Genomic DNA, 20,421 nt, shown 5'->3' on the forward strand with positions numbered 1-20,421 from the left:
TTTTATAAATTAAAGCAAGGAAATTAACAAGATTTTTAATCGCTTAAAAAATATCTAAAAAACAAAAAGGCGTTTTATAAAAAAACACCTTTTTAATATCATTTTGAATCAAAGTTCAATTTATCATAAGAAACTACTTATCTAAAATTTCAAAAGTAGAATTCATACTTTTAAATTCCGGAACTATCTTCTTCATTTTAGTTACAATATCATCATTGTCATAAAAATCAGCTATACCTATTAGCTCATCAATCTCGATGTGCAAATTTTCGTATTCATCCTGGATTTCCTGAGCGATCATAATTTTATTATGGTAAGTTGGTAAGGTTTTAGAAGTATCATTTAATAATTCTTCGTATAATTTTTCACCAGGTCTTAATCCAACAATTTTTATTTTTATCTCCTTATCCGGAATAAATCCTGCTAACTTAATCATTTTTTTAGCAAGGTCAATTATTTTAACTGGTTTACCCATATCAAAAATATAAATCTCCCCTCCGTTACCCATTGCACCGGCTTCAAGAACTAATTGACAAGCCTCAGGAATTGTCATAAAATAACGAATAATATCCTGATGTGTTATGGTAACTGGTCCTCCTTCGGCAATTTGTTTTGTAAATAAAGGAACAACCGAACCGTTAGAACCTAAAACATTTCCAAAACGAGTGGTAATAAATTTTGTTGCACCTTCTACATTTTCTCTTTGATTTTTCAAAAACAAAGATTGTACATATTTCTCTGCTATTCGTTTACTGGCTCCCATTACATTACTTGGGTTAACCGCTTTATCAGTAGATACCATAACAAATTTCTTGACGTGGTATTTGCAAGACAAATCAGCTAAGTTCTTTGTGCCTTTAATATTTGTCTGAATTGCTTGTGATGGATTTTCTTCCATCAAAGGAACATGTTTATAAGCCGCTGCATGAAAAACAACGTGTGGACTGTAATTTTTAAAAACTTTTTCTAATGCTTTTTTACTTCTTACATCCGCAATTACAGCTACAATTTTTGATTCTGAATTTAAAGTTAAAGTCTCTAAACACAAATTGTGAAGTGGTGTTTCAGCGTGATCTAATATAATGACCATTTTAGGATTAAATCCTAAAACCTGTCTTACGATTTCGCTTCCTATTGATCCTGCAGCACCTGTAATAAGAATCGTTTTATCTTTTAATTGTTTTGAAATTGATTTACTGTCCAGAACTATTGGTTTTCTTTCTAATAAATCTTCAATCTGAATATTTTTTACTTTTTGAGAAATTTCTTTTTGATTTTCCCAATCCGATATCAAAGGAACTGTATATACTCTGTAATTGAATTCTAAACATTGATCAACAATAATTAATTGCTCTTCCTTAGATAAACTTTTATCTGCTATAATAACACCTTCTGCTGCTACGGAACGCATTAAAGCCGGTAATTTTTTTCGCAAAATCAAAATAGGCAAATCTAACATTCGTTTAGATGCATTCTGATTATTTTTATCGACAAAACCAACGATTTTAAATCGGGAAGGCGTTTCAAACTTCAATGCATTTGCAACTGAAATCGCATTAGCATCTGTTCCATAAATTACGGTTCTGATTAACTTAGAATTAGTTTTTTCTGAAAAATATAATTCGAAAGTTTGTTTTACTACAACTCGGTACAAAAACAAACCACAAAACGACAAGACTAAATTGATAAAAAGTGCAGTATTTAAGAATGCTTTATGTCCGGTATATAATTCAAAAACTAAATTGAAAAATAGAAAAAACACTAAAACTGACATTTGAGAAAACAGCAGTTTTATAGCATCAATATAAGACGAATGGCGGATAATTCCTGAATATGTCCTAAAAAGCCAAAAGAAAAATATATTTATAATGATCAGACTTGCAACAAAATAAAACTGATGTGAGGTAATTATATATCCTAATGCTGTTCCTTCAAACAACATATAAGTAAATGTGAATGAAAAAATCAGAACCATTACATCTATCGCAATAATGATCCATCTAGGCAAATAGCTAAGATTATTAATACTGCTTCTTAAATTCCTTGGAGAGAAAAAATTATGCAGCAAAGAGACTATTTTAGTTTGTTTATCTGTATCCAATTTGGTTTAGTTTGATTTTGCAAAGCCTACGTGACTTACAAAAGTACAAATTAAAGGTTTTAAAAAATTATTTCTTAAGGTAAATTAGATTTTAACACCTTTTTTCTTTTGTTTCAAAAATTCTATTAAATAGGTACCGTATCCGGATTTCACCAAAGGCAAGGCAAGTTCTTCAAGCTGAGTGTCATTTATAAATCCTTGTCTCCAGGCAATTTCTTCAATACAGCCTACTTTTAAGCCTTGTCTTTCTTCAAGAACCTGTACAAATTGTCCTGCTTGCATTAAACTATTAAAAGTTCCTGTATCTAACCACGCTGTTCCTCTACTTAAAATACCAACTTTTAAGGCTTCTTTTGCCAGATAAACTTTATTTACATCTGTTATTTCATATTCGCCACGAGCGCTCGGTTTAATATTTTTGGCAATTTCAACAACCGAATTATCATAAAAATATAACCCCGGAACAGCATAACTTGATTTTGGTTCAGTTGGCTTTTCTTCAATAGAAATCGCTTTGTAATTTTCATCAAATTCAACAACTCCATATCGTTCAGGATCTGAAACATGATAAGCAAAAACAACTCCTCCTACTGGCTTAGTATTTGATTTTAAAAGCTCTTGCATATTAGAACCAAAAAATATATTATCGCCTAATATTAAAGCGACATCATCATCACCAATAAATTCTTCTCCAATAACAAATGCCTGTGCTAAGCCATTAGGAATTGCTTGTTCTGCATAACTGAATTTACAACCTAAGGTAGAACCATCTCCTAATAACTTTTTAAAATGTGGTAAGTCATGAGGCGTTGAGATAATTAATATCTCATTTATTCCCGACATCATCAAGGTTGATAATGGATAATAAATCATTGGCTTATCATAAACCGGCATCATTTGCTTACTCATAGCAAGTGTCAATGGATGTAAACGGGTACCAGAGCCTCCAGCTAATATAATTCCTTTCATAAACTTTTATTTTAGATATTAAATTATAGATTTCGTATAAGCGAAATGCTAAATCAAATCATCTTTACTTATATAAACATTTTTTTCAAACTCTCTTTATAATTCGGAATATCCAAATTATAAGTAGTCTTTATTTTTTTCTTATCTAACAACGAAAACTCTGGACGCTTTGCAGGTGTAGGATATGATGCTGATGGTATTCCGCTCACATTGCAATCATATCCGCCAATTTCTTTAATAGTCAACGCAAATTCATACCAACTTATTTCTCCTTCATTTGAATAATTGTAAATTCCGGCAATCCAATTAGATGATTCTAAAATAGTAATCATAGCCTGAGCTAAATCAGCCGCATAAGTTGGTGAACCAATTTGATCATTTACAACATTTATACTATCCTTTTCCTGCATCAAACGCTGCATGGTTTTAACAAAATTATTTCCAAATTTACTATATACCCAAGAAGTTCTTATGATAATTGAATTTGGATTTTCTTTCAAGCAAGCGATTTCACCAGCTCTTTTACTGGCTCCATAAATATTTATTGGATTCGTATCTTCATCTTCATTTAAAGCGATTGACGATGATCCGTCAAAAACATAGTCTGTAGATATATGAATTAATTTTGCATTATTTTCAAAAGCATATTTTGCAATTAATTCTACTGCCTTATGATTGATAGTAAAAGCTAATTCTTTTTCAGTTTCAGCTTTATCAACTGCCGTATATGCAGCACAATTAAAAATTATATTTGGCTGAATATCTTCTAATTGATTTTGAAGTAACTCTAAATTATCTAATGTAATTTTAGTTCTATCAGCAAAAATCCATTCATATTGTGGATAATTTGATGACAAAGCAGAAAGTTCAGATCCTAGTTGTCCATTTGCTCCTGTTACAAGAATTCTTTCCATTAAAATAAACTATTACAATTATCAATAAAGGGAAGTATTTGGTCTTTTTCTGAAACAATTGCTTCTTTTAAATCCATTCCCCAATCTATATTAAGAGAAGGATCATCAAATTTAATTCCTCCTTCTGATTCTTTATTATAAAACTGATCACATTTATACATCACAGATGCGGTTTCACTAATAACCGAAAAACCATGTGCAAATCCTTGCGGCACTAATAATTGTTTTTTATTTTCGGCTGATAATAAAACACTAAAAGATTTTCCAAAAGTAGGGGAGTCTTTCCTTAAATCAACTGCAACATCAATAATCTCGCCTTCTAAAACACGAACTAATTTTGTTTGGGCAAAAGGAGGGTTTTGATAGTGCAAACCTCTTAAAGTACCTTTTTTAGAAAAAGACTGATTGTCCTGAACGAAATCTATATTAATTCCTAAATTTTCAAATTTAGTTTTGCTGTATGATTCAAAAAAATAACCTCTTTCATCTCCAAAAACTGTAGGTTCGATAACTACTAAATCTTTTATAAATGTTTCTTCAATTTTCATATAAAATATAACTCTTATTTATTTTTATCTTAGTTAAAGAAAGTTTTAATTACTTCCTTAATTCTATTTTTATCTTCAATTGTTAAATTGGAACCTGATGGCAAACATAATCCTTTTTCAAATAAATCCTGAGCTATTTTATTTCCGTAATAAGGATATTTTTCAAATACAGGTTGCAGATGCATGGGTTTCCAAAGTGGGCGTGTTTCAATATTTTGATTTTTGAATGCTAATCTTAAACGCTCTCTGTCTTTTTCTTTCTGTTTATTTGGTTCTATTAAAATAGTATTTAACCAATAATTTGAATAATAATCTTCATTCAAAACTTCAAAAAGCTTTACGCTTTTTATCTCCTTAAAAATTTCTTTATAAAAAGAATGATTTTCTCTGCGGGCAAGTACATTTTTTTCTAAAATTTGAATCTGTCCCAGACCTACACCTGCACAAATATTACTCATTCTATAATTGTATCCAATTTCGCTATGTTGGTAATGAACCGCTTCATCTTTTGACTGAGTAGCATAAAAAACAGCTTTTTCTTTTAAATCATTTGAATTCGCAATTAATGCACCTCCGCTAGAAGTGGTAATTATTTTATTTCCATTAAATGAAAGAATTCCAAATGTTCCATATGTGCCGCATTTTTTTCCTTTATAAGAACTTCCAAAAGCTTCGGCACTGTCTTCTATAATTGGAATATTATATTTATTTGCTATTGCATGTACTTCATCAATTTTATATGGATTTCCGTAGAGATGAACTGTAATGATTGCTTTAGGTTTTTTACCTTTTTCAATTCGATCTTTAATAGCGATTTCTAATTGTTCCGGACAAATATTCCAAGTATCTGGTTCACTATCTACAAAAACAGGAATTGCTCCTTGATATAAAATAGGATTTGCTGATGCTGAGAAAGTCAAACTTTGACAAATAACTTCATCTTCTGCTTTTACACCTAATAAAATTAAAGCTAAATGAATCGCTGATGTACCCGAATTTAAAGCTGTAACAAATGATTCTTCTTTAAGATAATCTTCTAAAACATTCTCAAATTCATCTACATTTGGTCCACCGGAAGTTATCCAATTTGTTTCTAAAGCTCTTTGAACGTATTCGCTCTCGAAACCGCTTTGTTGAGAAAGGGATAAATAAATCGGTTTATTATTCATTAATTATCCAATAATCTGATGTATAACGTACATCATCATCTTCAACATTTGATAATGGTAAAGTAGAAAATGAAATTAGTTTTGAGTTACTTTCCAAAGATTGTACTGCATTCGCATAACCTGCCGGAATATGAAGTATTTTACTATCATTTTCAGAAATGATTACTGTATCTATAATTAAATCTTTAGAAGGATTATCCCAATTATCAATTTGAACAAAATGAATTTTGAATGATCCATTTAAACAATAAAAATTCTTAGCATCTAACTTATGACCTTGCCAGGCACGAATTGGATTTTCATCAGAATTACTAATAATATAAAACCTTTCAATATTTTTAAAACTAAAATCATTTACGAATGAAATAGTTCCGCGATGGTCTGAAAAATTTCCTCCCTGAATTATTTTAGGAATCATCTGTTTAGTTTTAAATTGCTTTTATTTAACAAATAAAACTTAGAAGAGTATATTAAAAGTAGAGGCATTATTACAATTACAAACAATAATATATCCTGAACTTTGTGATATAAAAAGACAACTAAAACTGAAACTCCTATTTGAACTATTGCATAATATACGGCAACTAATCTATGCTGAATTTTATATTCATTACTCAAAACCTGATATAAATGCAGACGATGGGCCTGAAAAATATTTTGTTTTAGATACAGACGATGTATAATAGTGCAAATTGCATCAACTCCATACACCGCTAAAAACAACAGCCATACAACTGAATTTGTTATCAAAATAAGCTTTAAAACCAAATAAATAACCCAGAAAGCAATTGCAATACTACCTATATCTCCAGCAAAACATTTTGCTTTTTTTCTATAATTAAAAAATAGGAAAACTAAACTCGCAATCATTGCATACTTTATAAAAACAGCATCAATAAAAAATTGCATATTTTTATTAACATATAACAGTGAACCCATTACTACTAGAGTGTACAAACCAGTTATTCCGTTAATGCCATCCATAAAGTTATAAGCGTTAATTAACCCTATAGCAAGGATGTAAGCGAGAACAACTCCGTATAAAGGCATCAAATTAAAAACTCCTAAATCATAAAAAATCAACGAAATTGACAAGAAGTGAATTGAAATTCTAATTTTATTTGATAAGCTTTGAATATCATCCCAAAAACTAACTAAACTAACCAATGTAATTCCTGTAAAGAAAAAGTAATTACTCTCGATGTGTTGCACAAAATATAATAAAGCAGCAAACCAAAAAATTATTCCTCCGCCTCTTAATGTAACTTCAGTATGTGAACTTCTTTCGTTGGGTTTATCTACAATGTTAAAACGATCTGCTACTTTGAAATAAAGTAACATCATAATCATTAAAAGAATTCCAACTATCGTGTATTGCATTATTTATAGTTATTTATCTTATTATGAAAAAAAAATATTTCAATGTCATATTTATTAACATAGATTTGAGTTAAATTCAATTATTCATTTTTATTTTATTTTATTTATTCAAACACCAAACTATTACACTAGATCTCGGTTAAAATAATATCTTTCTCTTCATTAGAACTCACATAACATTTAATGGCAAAGTGTAATATTATAATGACACTTTTCGAATATTAATTTTTTCATGAAATCCTACAAGCAAAAACTACTTACAATTATACTGTTTTTACAAGCATTTTCAATAATAAAATAATACCAAGACAAATTTAATTTAAAATAATGCCTTTTGTTCAGAATGCGATTCATACATCCATAAAAAATAAATAGAAATAGTTATAGTACTCAATAAAAAGTCTCCTGAAAAAAAAGCTGCTATTAAAGGAATCAGGTGATAGCTTTTATAGATTAACTTACCTAAGAATAATATGTATACAACGGTTCCAATAATTCCGAAAAATAAAAACAAATCAATAAAATCCATCTCCACACCACATTTAGAAAATTCCAGACCACCAACGAATAAATTTTTTAATGTTCCATTTAATCTGATATATTCTATTGTATTTTGGATATTCCAATCCCTTGTTGAAGTAATCAAGGTTAGATAACCATATTTATTAAGTATTGGTTGCCAAAAAGGAAAAATTTTTGCAAAAACATTAATGATTGGTTTTAAAAAAAATAATCCTAAAAACATAACTCCTATATAAATAAATAACAATCTTACTTTTCTTTTTTCATATAAGTAATAGAAAAGTAATACAATATAAAATAAAATGATGATTTTTGTGCCAATGAGCAAACTAGATATTGTTAGTATAGCTAATTTCAAGTTAATTTCATCTAAAAATAATTTTCTAGAAATCACAATCATTAGTAGATACTCCAAAAAACCAGCTTCTAAAATACCGCTGTATCCAAAACGATTTGAATGCATGTAACTTTGAAAAAAATCAATTGAGAAGGAAAAACCTAAAAAAACAAAAAAAGCATTAAAAATTAGTGTTTTTTCAAGAGTCACAAAATAGTCTTTAATAGTTTTTTGCTTATTTTTTAATAACGAAAATACTCCTAAAAAAAAAAAGGGGTATAAATATTTGATTAAATACGTAATATTCATAGATAAAGAATACTTGTACAAATCGTTAAAATGGTAAGAATTATTAAAAAGAGTTATAATTTTTCCCAAGTTTAAATTCCCCATTAAAAATACCAAAAGGAGGAAACTTGTAAAAATAAAAATCTTTCGCCTCCTTTTAAAATTTGCAATCAGGATTACTAAATAGAAAAAGAAAACTATTAATTTTAAAATTGCTAATGTTGGTAGTATTAAATCGAGCAAATAAAAAAAGTGGAAAAATTTAATTAAAACAGCACTAAATAAATAAAATAATAAAAAAGCTATAAAAAAAAACTCTAAATTATGATTATAAAAAGTTTCAGTTTTAAATAATTTCAAATTCATATATTATACTTTAATCCCATTCACTATTTCTTATATCCTCATACACTTTTCTAATCCCTTCGTCCAAAGTGATTTTAGCTTTCCACCCCAAACTATTTAATTTGGAAACCTCCATTAACTTTCTCGGTGTTCCATCAGGCTTACTGGCATCCGTTAAAATTCCCCCTTCAAAACCTACAATTTTTTTAACTAAAATAGCCAAATCTAAAATAGTGATATCTTCTCCAATACCAATATTTATTAACCCTGAATCATTATAGTTTTCCATTAAATATAAACAAGCTTCAGCTAAATCATCAACATGCAAAAATTCTCTTTTTGGACTTCCTGTTCCCCAAATGGTTACAGCAGCATCACCATTACGTTTAGCTGTAATAAATTTTCGCAGCATTGCTGGTAATACATGAGAATTTTTTAAATCATAATTATCATTCGGTCCATACAAATTTGTAGGCATAACTGAAATAAAATTACAACCAAATTGATCTCTGTAAGCATCGCACATTTTAATACCTGCAATCTTCGCAATCGCATAAGGTTCGTTTGTAGGTTCTAATTCTCCTGTAAGCATATATTCCTCTTTTAAAGGCTGTGGAGCCATTTTGGGATAAATGCAAGATGAACCTAAAAACATTAATTTTTTTACATCATTAACATATGATTGATGAATTACATTATTCTGTATCATCAAATTTTCATATATAAAATCTCCTCTGTAAGTATTATTAGCTATAATACCTCCTACTTTTGCTGCTGCTAAAAAGACATAATCTGGTTTTTCTTTTTCAAAAAAATCAGCAACTGCTTGTTGATTTGTCAAATTTAGCTCAAAAGATGTTCTTAATATAAAATTAGTATATCCTTCGGATTTCAATTGTCGTAAAATAGCTGAACCTACCATTCCGCGATGTCCAGCTATATATATCTTATCATTTAAATTCATAATTTTAATTTCCTAATTTCAAGAATAAAATATCTTGATTTATTTAAATTAATATTTAATACTCGATCTTACTTCTCTTAACATTTTTTCTTTTTGAACGTTCTGAAGATCACATGCCATCATTTCTTTTACTAATCCAGCCAAATCGTATTTAGGTATCCATCCTAGTTGAGTTTTTGATTTAGTAGGATCTCCAATAAGCAGGTCCACTTCTGTTGGACGGAAATATTGGGGATCAACTGAAATGATCTGTTTCCCCAACGCTATCTGATATGCTGGATTGCTACAAGAAGCGACGTACCCTTTTTCATCTACTCCTTGTCCCCTAAATTCGATTTCTATTCCAACTTCTTCAAAGGACATTTTAACAAAATCACGTACATATGTAGTTTCTCCCATAGCAATTACATAATCTTCTGCAATATCTTGCTGAAGAATGCGCCACATAGCTTCTACATAATCTTTGGCATGTCCCCAATCACGTTGAGCGTCTAAATTCCCTAAATATAAGCAATCTTGTTCTCCTAAAGCAATAGCAGCTGTAGCCATAGTTATTTTACGAGTTACAAAAGTTTCTCCTCGACGTGGCGATTCGTGATTAAACAAAATTCCATTACAAGCAAACATATTATAAGCCTCACGATAATTTTTAGTAATCCAGAAACCATAAATTTTTGCTACTCCATAAGGCGAACGCGGATAAAAAGGTGAGTGCTCATCATAAAATCCTTTTTCGTTCTTATTCTCAGCTAAACCACCATACAATTCTGATGTTGATGCCTGATAAATTCGTGTTTTCTTTTCCAAACCTAAAATACGCACTGCCTCTAAAATTCGTAATGTACCAATACCATCAACATTCGCAACATATTCTGGAGAATCAAAAGACACCTTTACATGACTCATAGCTCCTAAATTATAGATTTCATCAGGTTGTACCTCTTGGATAATTCGAATAATATTAGTAGAATCTGTTAAATCTCCATAATGCAATTTAAAATTCACATGTGTTTCGTGTTGGTCCTGATAGATGTGATCAATACGTTGTGTATTAAAAGAAGATGCTCTTCTTTTAACACCATGAACTATATAATCCTTTTCTAATAATAATTCTGCTAAGTAAGAACCATCCTGTCCTGTGACCCCTGTAATAAGCGCTATTTTCATTTTATTTATTTTAAATTTTATTTATTTTAAAAGAATTAAAAGTTGTCATAAGACCCTCTTTTGCCGATACTGGTAAGGGCTTCTTAATAGCTTTCAAAATTTTTTCATTACTAACTGAATAATTGCTTGTTAGCTTTTGCAATCTTTCTGAATTTAAAGGTAAATTCAGATAGTCACCAACTTTTGCAATTGATTTTATGAAATGAGAATTAATCTTCCAAATATTAGTTTGAAAGCCAAGACTACTCCCCAATAACCTAATTAATTCATTAGTTGACAAAGTTTGATCGTCAGCAATGTTATATATCCCTGATCGGATTGCACTATTTTCTAGTAATTCTTCAATTATAAAGCAAAGATTCTCTATACTTAAAAAAGAACGTTGATTATCGAAAGCTCCTAATGTCCATGGAATTTTGTTTTTTACAATTTTATATAACAAATTTAAATTTCCTTTATTCCCTGGCCCATGAATCATACAAGGTCTCAAAATATAAACTCTTTTTGACTTTGGAACTTCTTTATTTAAAAGATATTGTTCCGCCTGATGTTTAGCAATACCATAATGAGTTTTTGGATTAGGAATATAATCCTCTGTAAGAATAACATCTAAATCATCGGCTGCGGCTTTTACGGTGCTCATAAATATAAAAATAGAAGCCTCTGAGACTAAAAAAGCATCAAATAATTGTTTTGTAAGCTCAAAATTAGCTTCATAATAATCATTAGGACTTGAAGATTTTTTTAAATCATGAGCTTTACCTGCTAAATGTATAAATGCATCCGTCTTAATTTCAAAGATCTGATTGGGTAAATAACGTACACTCATATTATTTATCATATGTGCGTGTTTAAGATATTTATGAAGATTTATTCCAACAAAACCGGATGCTCCTGTAATTGTTATTTTCATTTCTTCAAGAATCCTATTATTTTCCAAAAAAACCTCATTTTAATCTTTAAAGGAGAAAATAAAACTCCATTCATAGATAGCGCTTTTTGGATTTCTTTGGTAATCAACTTATAAGACAAAGAACCTGAACTACTTAATCCTCCTACAAGCATGGCAGTAGTAGTAATCCCTGAATATTTCCAAGTAATCTTATTTTTCAAGAAAAAGCGAGTTATTAATTCATAATCTGCACCTATTTTAAATCCTAAATCGTAATTTCCAAACTTATAAAAAAGATCTCTCTTAAAAAATATGGAAGGATGGGGAGGCATAAAACCAACTTTAAGTTTCCCCGGATTCCAATATTTGGATGAATACAATCTTATGATTTTTCCATCTTCTTTATGCTGAACAATATTCCCTACTGATGCCTCTATATTATATTTTAGATGAAAGTTAACAACATCTTCAATCACAGTATTTGAATTAAAAACATCATCAGAATTTAAAATACCTACTAAATCCCCTGTTGCCATTGCAACTCCTTTATTCATTGCATCATAAAGCCCATTATCTGGTTCCGAAATCCATTTAAAAATTTCTTTCTGATGATTTTGAATAATTTCTACGGTTTTATCTTTTGAATTACCATCAACAATTATATATTCTATGTTTTTATAAGTTTGTTTTTTAACTGATAGTATAGTTTTTTCTATTGTATTACAACTATTATAACAAACTGTTATTATTGATATTTTCATTTATGTATTTTATTATATTTGTAAGCATGATTAATACTTACCATTTTTTAAAATAAAGGGCCGGTAAATATTTAATAATATTTAATCTAAACTTCAGCTTTAGAAATAAATTATATGGTGAATTTTCAGCTGTTGGTGATTCATTTTTTCCGTGTCGTCTATATAGTAACAATGGTTCTTCTATAAATTTACTTTTAAAAAAAAGTTCAGAAACAAAACCCAACCAAATATCATGCATCGGAATAGTTTTAGGAAATGGCAGTGCCTTGATTAAAACTTCTTTTTTAAAAGCCAGACAACATCCCAAGTATGAATTTTTAATAAGATTTGAAAGCAAACCTTTTTTGGAATTATTTAATTGAAAAAAGGATTCATTAATAATTTCTAGATTCGCATTTACTACCTTACAGTTCGACACTACCACATCATAAGAAGTTAATGAGTACAAAAAAACCTTTACTTTATTTGGTAACCAAACATCATCCTGATCTGATAAAAAAATATAATCTCCTTTTGCTTGCTTTAAAGCAAACTCAAAATTTAAAATTATATTTCGAAAGGAATTTCGAAATATTTTAATTCTAGAATCATTGTATGATTCTAGAATCTCTAAAGTATTATCTGATGAACCATCATCACTTATAATAATTTCGTCAGATGTATTCAATTGTAATAAAATAGAATCCAGCTGTTCTTTTATAAATTTTCCGCCATTATAAGTGGCTATGCAAACTGAAATCGTGTACATTATTTTTGTTTTTAATAAGTGAATACATTACTATTATAACCAAAATACCAGTTGAACTTACTAACAATGGGTTTGTTCCAGCTATAAACAAATAGGTAAAATAAGCAATTATTAGAAATTTGTACTCTTTGACATTATAATTCATTACAATATAATATATTGGATAAAATAGAATTACTAATAATATAATCATCATAGGAATCCCAAAAAACCGAATCATATCCAAATAGGTGAGTTCTGTTTGGGGAGTCATATTAGAGGCTCCTTTCGAATAAAACTCACTGCCCAAACCCTGTCCCCAAATCAAATATTCCGGGTGACTATTAAATAAATCCACATAAGATGTAAAATGTCCAGATTTAACCTCAGTTGACTCATCTTTTTCGTCAAATGATAAACTGCCTATAAAAGTGATTAATGCGAATATTACTGTTGAGATTAATAATATCAGCTGTATTTTATTCTTTTTATTTCTATAATATATATATATATAATATAATAAAATTCCTAGCGCACTTACAATGTTCGCCCTGGTACCTGACAATATCAATGTAAAACACACAGTACAAGCCAATAAAAATGATTTGACTTTTTTATCACCGGTCGTGAATTTGTTGCAAAAATAAGCTAGAGGAAAAACTAGTAATGGTGTTGTTCTGTAATATAACATCACAACAATAAAACCGTAATAATTTCTATATCCAAACTTTGCTATATCTTTTTCTTCTGTGTAACTATAAATAGGACTAATCATATCAGGTATAAAAAGAAATATTACATATGCTGATAGCACTATAATAGGTAAAAGTAAACTATTGTTAATTAAATATTTTAGAGTTGGAATATTAATATCTACAATAGGGAAAAGTAAAACAATAATACTAAATGATTTTAAAAACCCTAATGCAAACTCCATATTTACAAAATTGCCTTGCAAAAAGCAAATTACAACACTTATTATTGGTAACATTAAAAAAACAAAAACAATATAGGCTATGTCTTTACGAAAAAAAATGGTGTTTGAAGTTTTATAAAAAAACCATAAAATTAGTACTAGAAAAAAAAGTGGAATTTTTAAATGAAATATTCTGTCTCCTGGGTCTATAATTAAAATAAACACCAAAATTGCAAAAACAAAATTTATTATAGATTTTATCATACTAAATATAAATCTTCTTAAAAATTTTAAAAAAGCCTATATCATTATATCTAAAAGATAACTTAATTGCTCTTAAACCAACCGTTAAAAAAAGCATTGTGTATTCTTTTTTTGATCGGGAACTAAAATAAGATCCTTCACAATAATATTTAAATCGTCTTAATGCTGATGCAGGATCAATATTTACAACATCTGATAGTTGGTGAAAACAAACTAAATCTATAATTACAAATTCCGGATATTTTAGTTTAAATCTACTAACAAAATCAAAATCACTAAAGTATAATTTAACTTTTTCATTGTAACCGCCTATACTTTGAAAAGCTTCAACACTAACAAAAATCCCACTATTTAACAGTGTTTTATTTTTAAAACTGCAAACTCCTTGTTTTGGATTTTTCCAAACACTTCCTCTGGAAAAATAATATTTTGAGGGCGAGAATGGAATATTTCCCGACATTAATATTGGAACAAATAAATTATAAGATTTATAATTATTAATAGCTTTTAAATACTCATCTATAGCATTCACTGGAAAAAAAGTATCCTGATCAGTTAACAACAACCATTTCTTTTTTAAATCAAAGGCCAAATTCGAAGCAATATTATATGATTTGCTTACTCCGGGATTAGTTTTATCGTGAATATAAGTTATATCCCAATATGGATAATCTGATATTTCTATATCTTGCTTATTTTCACTATTATCATAAATAACGATCTTTAATGGAGTAGGATATTCCATTATACTTTTACTTAAAGAGGTAAATGTAATGGAATCTTTTATACTTTCATTATATATTACAATAACGACGCATAAATCATTTATATTAAAAATAGGCATGTTTTAATTCAGAATTAGTTTATTAGTGTCGTTACAAATTATTTTTTGTCAAGGACATTCCTTACTCCATTTAAAAAATCATTTGCAAATTTTTTAGTTCGTTTTTGTAAATTAACATTTAATTCTTCCTGGGTGAGACTATTTATCTTTAAATCGTCATTAATTACTTTTTCCATAAGAATTGATAATTGCTCCGTATTTAAAGGATCAAAATAAAAACCAAATTCAGGATTTTGTTCTCTATGAACTTGTATATCCGATAAAATCAACCTTTTCCCCATGGTCTTTGATTCTTCTACTGTCGAACTCCACCCTTCAAAAAGTGATGGGTTTATTACACACGCAGATAATGTTATTAGACTTAATACATCTTGGTATGGTATTAAACCAAGTAAGAATATGTTACTTTTTAAATTATTATCTTTAACGTATGATTGTAAATCAGTAATATGACTCATTTTTTTTCTAAAGTCATGCATTAACCCGGATGTTATTAAAAGAGGATTATATCCCTGATCTTTAAGTTTTTTTATTGCTTTAAAGACAACCATATGGTTTTTATGTGACCAAAATTGGTTAGGCAAATAAAAAAACGGTCTATTGATATTATACTTATCCAGAAGTTCTTTTTCTTCTGATTCTGTCATTCTTTTACTAATATCCTGTTGTGGCTGGCACACAAAATGTAAGATATTAACTTTATCACTTTCGTTTAAATAATCAGTTTTGTAATCTTGAAATGCAGAATCACTACTAAGAAAAATACCGTCACTTTTCATTATCAATCTATCAAGAAACTTCTTTGTAGCCTGTAATTCTTTGTCTGTCCATAAATTGTAAAAATGATTATGCTGAAAATCCATTATCCAATTTATAGTTTTAATTTTTTTTGAAATAAAACTTGAGTGACTAACAATATCAATTTTTGAATCTATTAATAGCTTTTCAAGGAGAATATTTTTATCAAAAGACTTCTGACCAATTTTATCTATAAACCAACTTAGAGAATTTCTTCTTAAAATATCAGTTTTTATAATTTTTGCATAAGGACTGTATATTTCCAGATATTCATTCTCAATATTATCAGGAACATATAAAATTATTTCTACCTTGTCTTGAAGATGTTTGTCAATTGCATAAAAAAGATTGCGGAAATAATTGATTGCTGCTTTATAACTCGTTGGATAATTTAAAAGGAAAGCAATTTTAACCATTTTTTGATTTTTTAAAGTATTTAACATATTCTCTTAATCCATCACTAAGATTTAAACTAGGTTGCCAATTGTAACGAGAAACATGATTAACATCTGCCCAAAAATATTTAGGATCACCCTGCCTCACGATTCCATTAAATCTAATTGTTTTAGCATTATTAAATTCATTATTTAATATATTTATAACAGTACCTATTTCAGTTCTTTCGCCGCTTCCACCATTTATGATATCCATTCCTTTTAGTTTTTCTACGAATTTAAAAATTAATGAAGCTGCATCCAGAACATGAATCCAATCTCTTGTCTCTGTTCCCATGCCAAAAAAAACAGCTTCATCTTCGTTTTTAGATGATAGTTTTTTACAGGCGTCATAAAGCAATTGTTTTTCAAGTCCAACCCCATAAATAGAAAAAAATCGAACGATACCAATTTCTAAACCATAATTTATATGATATGATTGACAGAGTTCTTCAGCAATTTTTTTATGAAATCCATAAGGCGAAATAGGATTTCCTATGGTATTTTCTTCAATTTTTGCATCCGGTAAACTCCCTTGCACCGCAACACTTGAGGGATAGATAAATTTACAACCAGGATTTCTAAGGCGAATATATTCTAATACAGAAAGTGTGCTTTGTACGCTTTTTTGAAAATCTTCGTATGGATTTTGAGTAGAAAAACCAACGGACCCACTACCTCCACAATGAATAATAATATCAAAAATTTTATTTATATTAATTAAAGATTCAAATGTAATTGTTGATTCAACCCAACAATCTACACCCCAATTTAAATATTCATCCTGATCCCATTTTCCATGTCCAATTCCTGTAACATGACAACCCGCATCATGAAAATATTTTGATACATTTCTGCCTAAAAAACCATAAGCCCCTGTTATTAAAACTTGTTTCATTCTATTTTATTCTTTAGCTGATCATTAAGATTTTTAACTACTTTTGCCGGGTTACCTCCAACTACACTCCATGCAGGAACATCTTTCGTTACTACGCTTCCGGCCCCTACAACAGCACCTTCTCCTATTGTTACGCCTTTAAGTATTATACAATTCATACCAATCCAAGCGTTAGAGCATATTTTAATTGGTTTTGTATCCACAACATTCCAATCTTTATTTTCAATAAAAAGTTTACCGCTTCGATAATCCAGTAACTGCTGAGAAATATCTTTTTGTCTTTCTCCATAATTGAGAGAATGGGAGTTGTGATCATAAATATATATTCCCCAAGCCATAAAAACGTTATCTTCAATTTCAATTTTACTTCTACAGATTAAACTGCTTCTTCCAATAAAAACGTTATTACCAATAATTACTTCACCCTCTGAAGATTCAAATAATATTGAGCAATCTAAAATTGTATCATCACCTATCGTAACATACTTTTTATCTTTTAATGGTTTTGTTAAACTAATTGAAAACTGCTCAAAAAAATGAGAATTCCCAACTACTAGATAATTCCTTATTTTTTTTAGATTCTTTTTAGATCTGTATTTACGTAAAAGACTAATTATTCGTGATAACATGTTTTCTTATATCTTTTTAATTATTTGAGTTCTAATTATCCTTTTTTATAACGAGCTGTAATCCATTTTTTTATGTCAAGCAATTTATTCAATCTATAAAAGCTGAAAACAGAAGCTAATATGATAAGAAATATATTAACCAGATATTGAATATAACCTTTAAAATATAAAGACGTTACTAATGATAAAATTACAAAGCTTCCCAGAATGAGAATATTTTTTATGTTTATGTAAGAGAAAGAAAATGAATTAAGATGCCTAACACTGTAAACACTAACAATTAGACTAACCACATTTGCAATTAAAAAACCAATCCCTAAAATACTAAATCCAAAATAATCCCATCCAAAATAAACACTAGCTATATAAATAAGTTGCCTTACACTTTCTATAATTATTGCATACCATCCTTTGTTTAAAGAAAGATATAAAACTCCAATTGTGTAATTAATAAATGTAAAAAATGAGGCCATCATTTGCCATTTTAAAACTGGAATTGCTGTATGAAATGAATTTGTATATAATACACTAATTGATAGTGATGCAAAAGCTATCATTCCCATCAACATTGGTGTACCCACTAAGAGCGTCATTTCTAACTGTTGATTTATCAAATTGTTACTTGCAGCTTTATCCTCTTTAATAGAACTTAACCTAGGAAAATAATCTGCCAGCATGGAGTTAAGTAAAATATTAACATACATTGTAGATATAATCCATACGGCTTGAAAATACCCTACAGATTCCATTCCTAAATGAGATCTAATCATTACACGCACAACATATAATGATGCTGTAGCAACAAAACCATTAACAACAATAAAAAAACCAAGTTTAGCCATACCTAAACCTTCAAAGAAGGTTTGTGACCAAGATAAATCTAATTTTTCTGTTATAACTTTTCTAGCATATATCCACGAAAAAAATAATGATCCCAGTGCTGTTATAATCATAGAAGGTACAATGCCCGATATACCTAACCACCAAAAAATTGGCAGAGAAACTGCAGTTCCAAGAATCGATCCTAAAAGAGTAGCTTTGGCCATTTCTTTAATGCGTCTCAGGCCTTGTAAAATTGCTAACTGTCCTGCTGAAACAGCACTAATTAATAACGTTACTGACATTAACGCAATGCTGTATGTATACTTATCACTACCAAATGAATAATTGCTAAAAAAATTACATAAAATAACAACAACAAGGGTTCCAACAAGACCTGTTCCAAATTCCCAACGCCTTAGTATCAATATTGTTCTCGCAACACGTTGAGAATCAGCATTATTCTCAGCTACATTTTTTACACCGCTAAAATTAATACCTAAACCAGTTCCATTTCGAACTAATTCAACAATTGTTTGAAAAATACCGGCAATCCCAACTCCAGCAGGACCTAACAGTATTGCTATAATTTTGTTTCGTATTATTCCAATTAAAATATTTATAATTTGAGCTCCACCAACAATAGTTGTTGACTTGAAAATTTGTTTATACGATTCCTTATTTTCTATCATTTTTACAGAATGCTTATTTAGATAAAAATGATTTTAATAAAAATTTTGTGTTCCAACATAAAACAATTAATATCTTTTGCATTATATTTATTTTCATCCTTTTCTTAAAAAAATGTGATGTAAATAAAAAATTTAACTTCCAGAGTTTTACGAAACCAACTTTTTCTTTTGCAATTCTATTGTGTAAGCATACATGATCGTCTTCAATCATATATCTATATCCGAATGTAGACTGCATCAATTCGTGACCGTATAATGTAAAAATCAATCTAAATAATTCTTTAGATGATAAATTTAAATTTTGCGCATTTTCAAGATAGGTATCAAATTCAACTATCCTTTTAGCTGGTGAAAAATAGGCATTATTCACATCATAAGTAAAAGATGGAGATTTACTTGCTTCATCTTTACTTTCTGTATAAAATGAAGGTACATTTATAATTTGAGATTTACCGATCATTGCCATTTCAGCATTAATCATATCAGTGTAAAATGGAAACATTTGTTTCTCAACAAATATTTTCTTTACAAGTGAAAGATCATTATATTCAGTTGTTTTATAAAACATTCCTGTAGGATGTCTAGATAAATATGCCATATTAACAACAGAATCATAACCCTTAGCATAAAAAACGTCTTCACTGTATTTTTGTAAATTTTGATTACAATGACCAAATACTACTTCAGAATCTAAATTTATATGCTTGATTATTTTGTCTATTTGTCTATGGTCTAAAGAATCTTTATCAAGACAAAGCATAGAAAATTTTCCAGATCCCAAACTAAGGCTTTTCAATAAATTGAAAACGCCACCTATATTTTCCTCATTTTGAATAAAAGAAAAACGAGGGTCTTTAATTTCACTTAATAAATGTTTTGTTTCGTCAGTAGAACAATTATCTAATACTATGACTTCGATTTCAGTACCCTGATAAAGTAAAATATTATTAATAAGCTTGTATACTTTATTACAACGATTATAAGTTGGTATACAAATACTTATAATTGGAGTTAACTTAATATTTCTATTTAACACCGAATGT

20 protein-coding genes are annotated in these 20,421 nt (G+C 28.8%); all 20 read right to left on the reverse strand.

The window, feature by feature from the left end; all coding sequences use genetic code 11:
- Positions 1-133 precede the first annotated feature (133 nt).
- The 20 genes from ACHZDT_RS13215 to ACHZDT_RS13310 all read right to left on the reverse strand — a co-directional run bounded on the left by ACHZDT_RS13215 (position 134) and on the right by ACHZDT_RS13310 (position 20,414).
- Complete coding sequence (locus ACHZDT_RS13215) at positions 134-2,101, reverse strand: polysaccharide biosynthesis protein (RefSeq protein WP_394775098.1); 1,968 nt, start codon at positions 2,099-2,101, stop codon at positions 134-136.
- 84 nt (positions 2,102-2,185) lie between these two features.
- Positions 2,186-3,070 carry a glucose-1-phosphate thymidylyltransferase RfbA gene (rfbA, locus tag ACHZDT_RS13220; RefSeq protein WP_394775099.1) on the reverse strand — a complete coding sequence of 295 codons (885 nt, stop codon included), beginning with the start codon at positions 3,068-3,070 and terminating at the stop codon, positions 2,186-2,188.
- Positions 3,071-3,138: 68 nt separating this feature from the next.
- Positions 3,139-3,984, reverse strand: a complete 846-nt coding sequence (gene rfbD / locus ACHZDT_RS13225) for a dTDP-4-dehydrorhamnose reductase (RefSeq protein WP_394775100.1) — start codon at positions 3,982-3,984, stop codon at positions 3,139-3,141.
- Complete coding sequence (gene rfbC / locus ACHZDT_RS13230) at positions 3,984-4,532, reverse strand: dTDP-4-dehydrorhamnose 3,5-epimerase (RefSeq protein ID WP_394775101.1); 549 nt, start codon at positions 4,530-4,532, stop codon at positions 3,984-3,986. Before rfbC ends, rfbD begins: the two co-directional genes overlap by 1 nt.
- 29 nt (positions 4,533-4,561) lie before the next feature.
- Positions 4,562-5,701, reverse strand: a complete 1,140-nt coding sequence (locus ACHZDT_RS13235) for a DegT/DnrJ/EryC1/StrS family aminotransferase (protein ID WP_394775102.1) — start codon at positions 5,699-5,701, stop codon at positions 4,562-4,564.
- Positions 5,694-6,119: a WxcM-like domain-containing protein gene (locus ACHZDT_RS13240; RefSeq protein ID WP_394775103.1), complete on the reverse strand. Its 426-nt coding sequence runs from the start codon at positions 6,117-6,119 to the stop codon at positions 5,694-5,696. Before ACHZDT_RS13240 ends, ACHZDT_RS13235 begins: the two co-directional genes overlap by 8 nt.
- A complete protein-coding gene (locus ACHZDT_RS13245; RefSeq protein ID WP_394775104.1) occupies positions 6,116-7,081 on the reverse strand; it encodes a glycosyltransferase family 4 protein in 966 nt (321 codons plus the stop codon). The genes ACHZDT_RS13240 and ACHZDT_RS13245 overlap by 4 nt, the downstream gene beginning before the upstream one ends.
- Positions 7,082-7,400: 319 nt before the next feature.
- Positions 7,401-8,594 carry a hypothetical protein gene (locus ACHZDT_RS13250; protein WP_394775105.1) on the reverse strand — a complete coding sequence of 398 codons (1,194 nt, stop codon included), beginning with the start codon at positions 8,592-8,594 and terminating at the stop codon, positions 7,401-7,403.
- A 10-nt stretch (positions 8,595-8,604) separates the two neighbouring features.
- Positions 8,605-9,537: a GDP-L-fucose synthase family protein gene (locus tag ACHZDT_RS13255; protein ID WP_394775106.1), complete on the reverse strand. Its 933-nt coding sequence runs from the start codon at positions 9,535-9,537 to the stop codon at positions 8,605-8,607.
- Between the two features lie 48 nt (positions 9,538-9,585).
- Positions 9,586-10,704, reverse strand: a complete 1,119-nt coding sequence (gene gmd / locus ACHZDT_RS13260; protein ID WP_394775107.1) for a GDP-mannose 4,6-dehydratase — start codon at positions 10,702-10,704, stop codon at positions 9,586-9,588.
- Positions 10,705-10,714: 10 nt separating this feature from the next.
- Complete coding sequence (locus tag ACHZDT_RS13265) at positions 10,715-11,644, reverse strand: NAD-dependent epimerase/dehydratase family protein (RefSeq protein WP_394775108.1); 930 nt, start codon at positions 11,642-11,644, stop codon at positions 10,715-10,717.
- Positions 11,614-12,357 carry a glycosyltransferase family 2 protein gene (locus tag ACHZDT_RS13270; RefSeq protein WP_394775109.1) on the reverse strand — a complete coding sequence of 248 codons (744 nt, stop codon included), beginning with the start codon at positions 12,355-12,357 and terminating at the stop codon, positions 11,614-11,616. Before ACHZDT_RS13270 ends, ACHZDT_RS13265 begins: the two co-directional genes overlap by 31 nt.
- Before the next feature lie 37 nt (positions 12,358-12,394).
- Positions 12,395-13,105, reverse strand: coding sequence for a glycosyltransferase family 2 protein (locus ACHZDT_RS13275; RefSeq protein ID WP_394775110.1), 711 nt, complete (start codon positions 13,103-13,105; stop codon positions 12,395-12,397).
- The gene (locus ACHZDT_RS13280; RefSeq protein WP_394775111.1) at positions 13,071-14,264 is read right to left on the reverse strand and encodes a hypothetical protein; all 1,194 of its coding nucleotides are present in this window, start codon (positions 14,262-14,264) and stop codon (positions 13,071-13,073) included. The genes ACHZDT_RS13275 and ACHZDT_RS13280 overlap by 35 nt, the downstream gene beginning before the upstream one ends.
- A gap of 1 nt (position 14,265) precedes the next feature.
- On the reverse strand, positions 14,266-15,108 hold the full coding sequence (locus tag ACHZDT_RS13285) for a glycosyltransferase (protein ID WP_394775112.1): 843 nt from the start codon (positions 15,106-15,108) through the stop codon (positions 14,266-14,268).
- 38 nt (positions 15,109-15,146) lie between these two features.
- Entirely contained in the window at positions 15,147-16,322 is a 1,176-nt protein-coding gene (locus tag ACHZDT_RS13290) for a glycosyltransferase (RefSeq protein ID WP_394775113.1), read from the reverse strand.
- Complete coding sequence (locus ACHZDT_RS13295; protein ID WP_394775114.1) at positions 16,315-17,238, reverse strand: NAD-dependent epimerase/dehydratase family protein; 924 nt, start codon at positions 17,236-17,238, stop codon at positions 16,315-16,317. Before ACHZDT_RS13295 ends, ACHZDT_RS13290 begins: the two co-directional genes overlap by 8 nt.
- Positions 17,235-17,867 (reverse strand): acyltransferase, encoded by a 633-nt coding sequence (locus tag ACHZDT_RS13300; protein WP_394775115.1) that lies wholly within the window; start codon positions 17,865-17,867, stop codon positions 17,235-17,237. Before ACHZDT_RS13300 ends, ACHZDT_RS13295 begins: the two co-directional genes overlap by 4 nt.
- 35 nt (positions 17,868-17,902) lie before the next feature.
- Positions 17,903-19,378, reverse strand: coding sequence for an oligosaccharide flippase family protein (locus ACHZDT_RS13305; protein ID WP_394775116.1), 1,476 nt, complete (start codon positions 19,376-19,378; stop codon positions 17,903-17,905).
- A 13-nt stretch (positions 19,379-19,391) separates the two neighbouring features.
- A complete protein-coding gene (locus ACHZDT_RS13310) occupies positions 19,392-20,414 on the reverse strand; it encodes a glycosyltransferase family 2 protein (RefSeq protein WP_394775117.1) in 1,023 nt (340 codons plus the stop codon).
- Between the last annotated feature and the right edge of the window lie 7 nt (positions 20,415-20,421).

The sequence above is a fragment of the Flavobacterium sp. genome, assembly GCF_043722275.1.
GTDB lineage: Bacteria > Bacteroidota > Bacteroidia > Flavobacteriales > Flavobacteriaceae > Flavobacterium.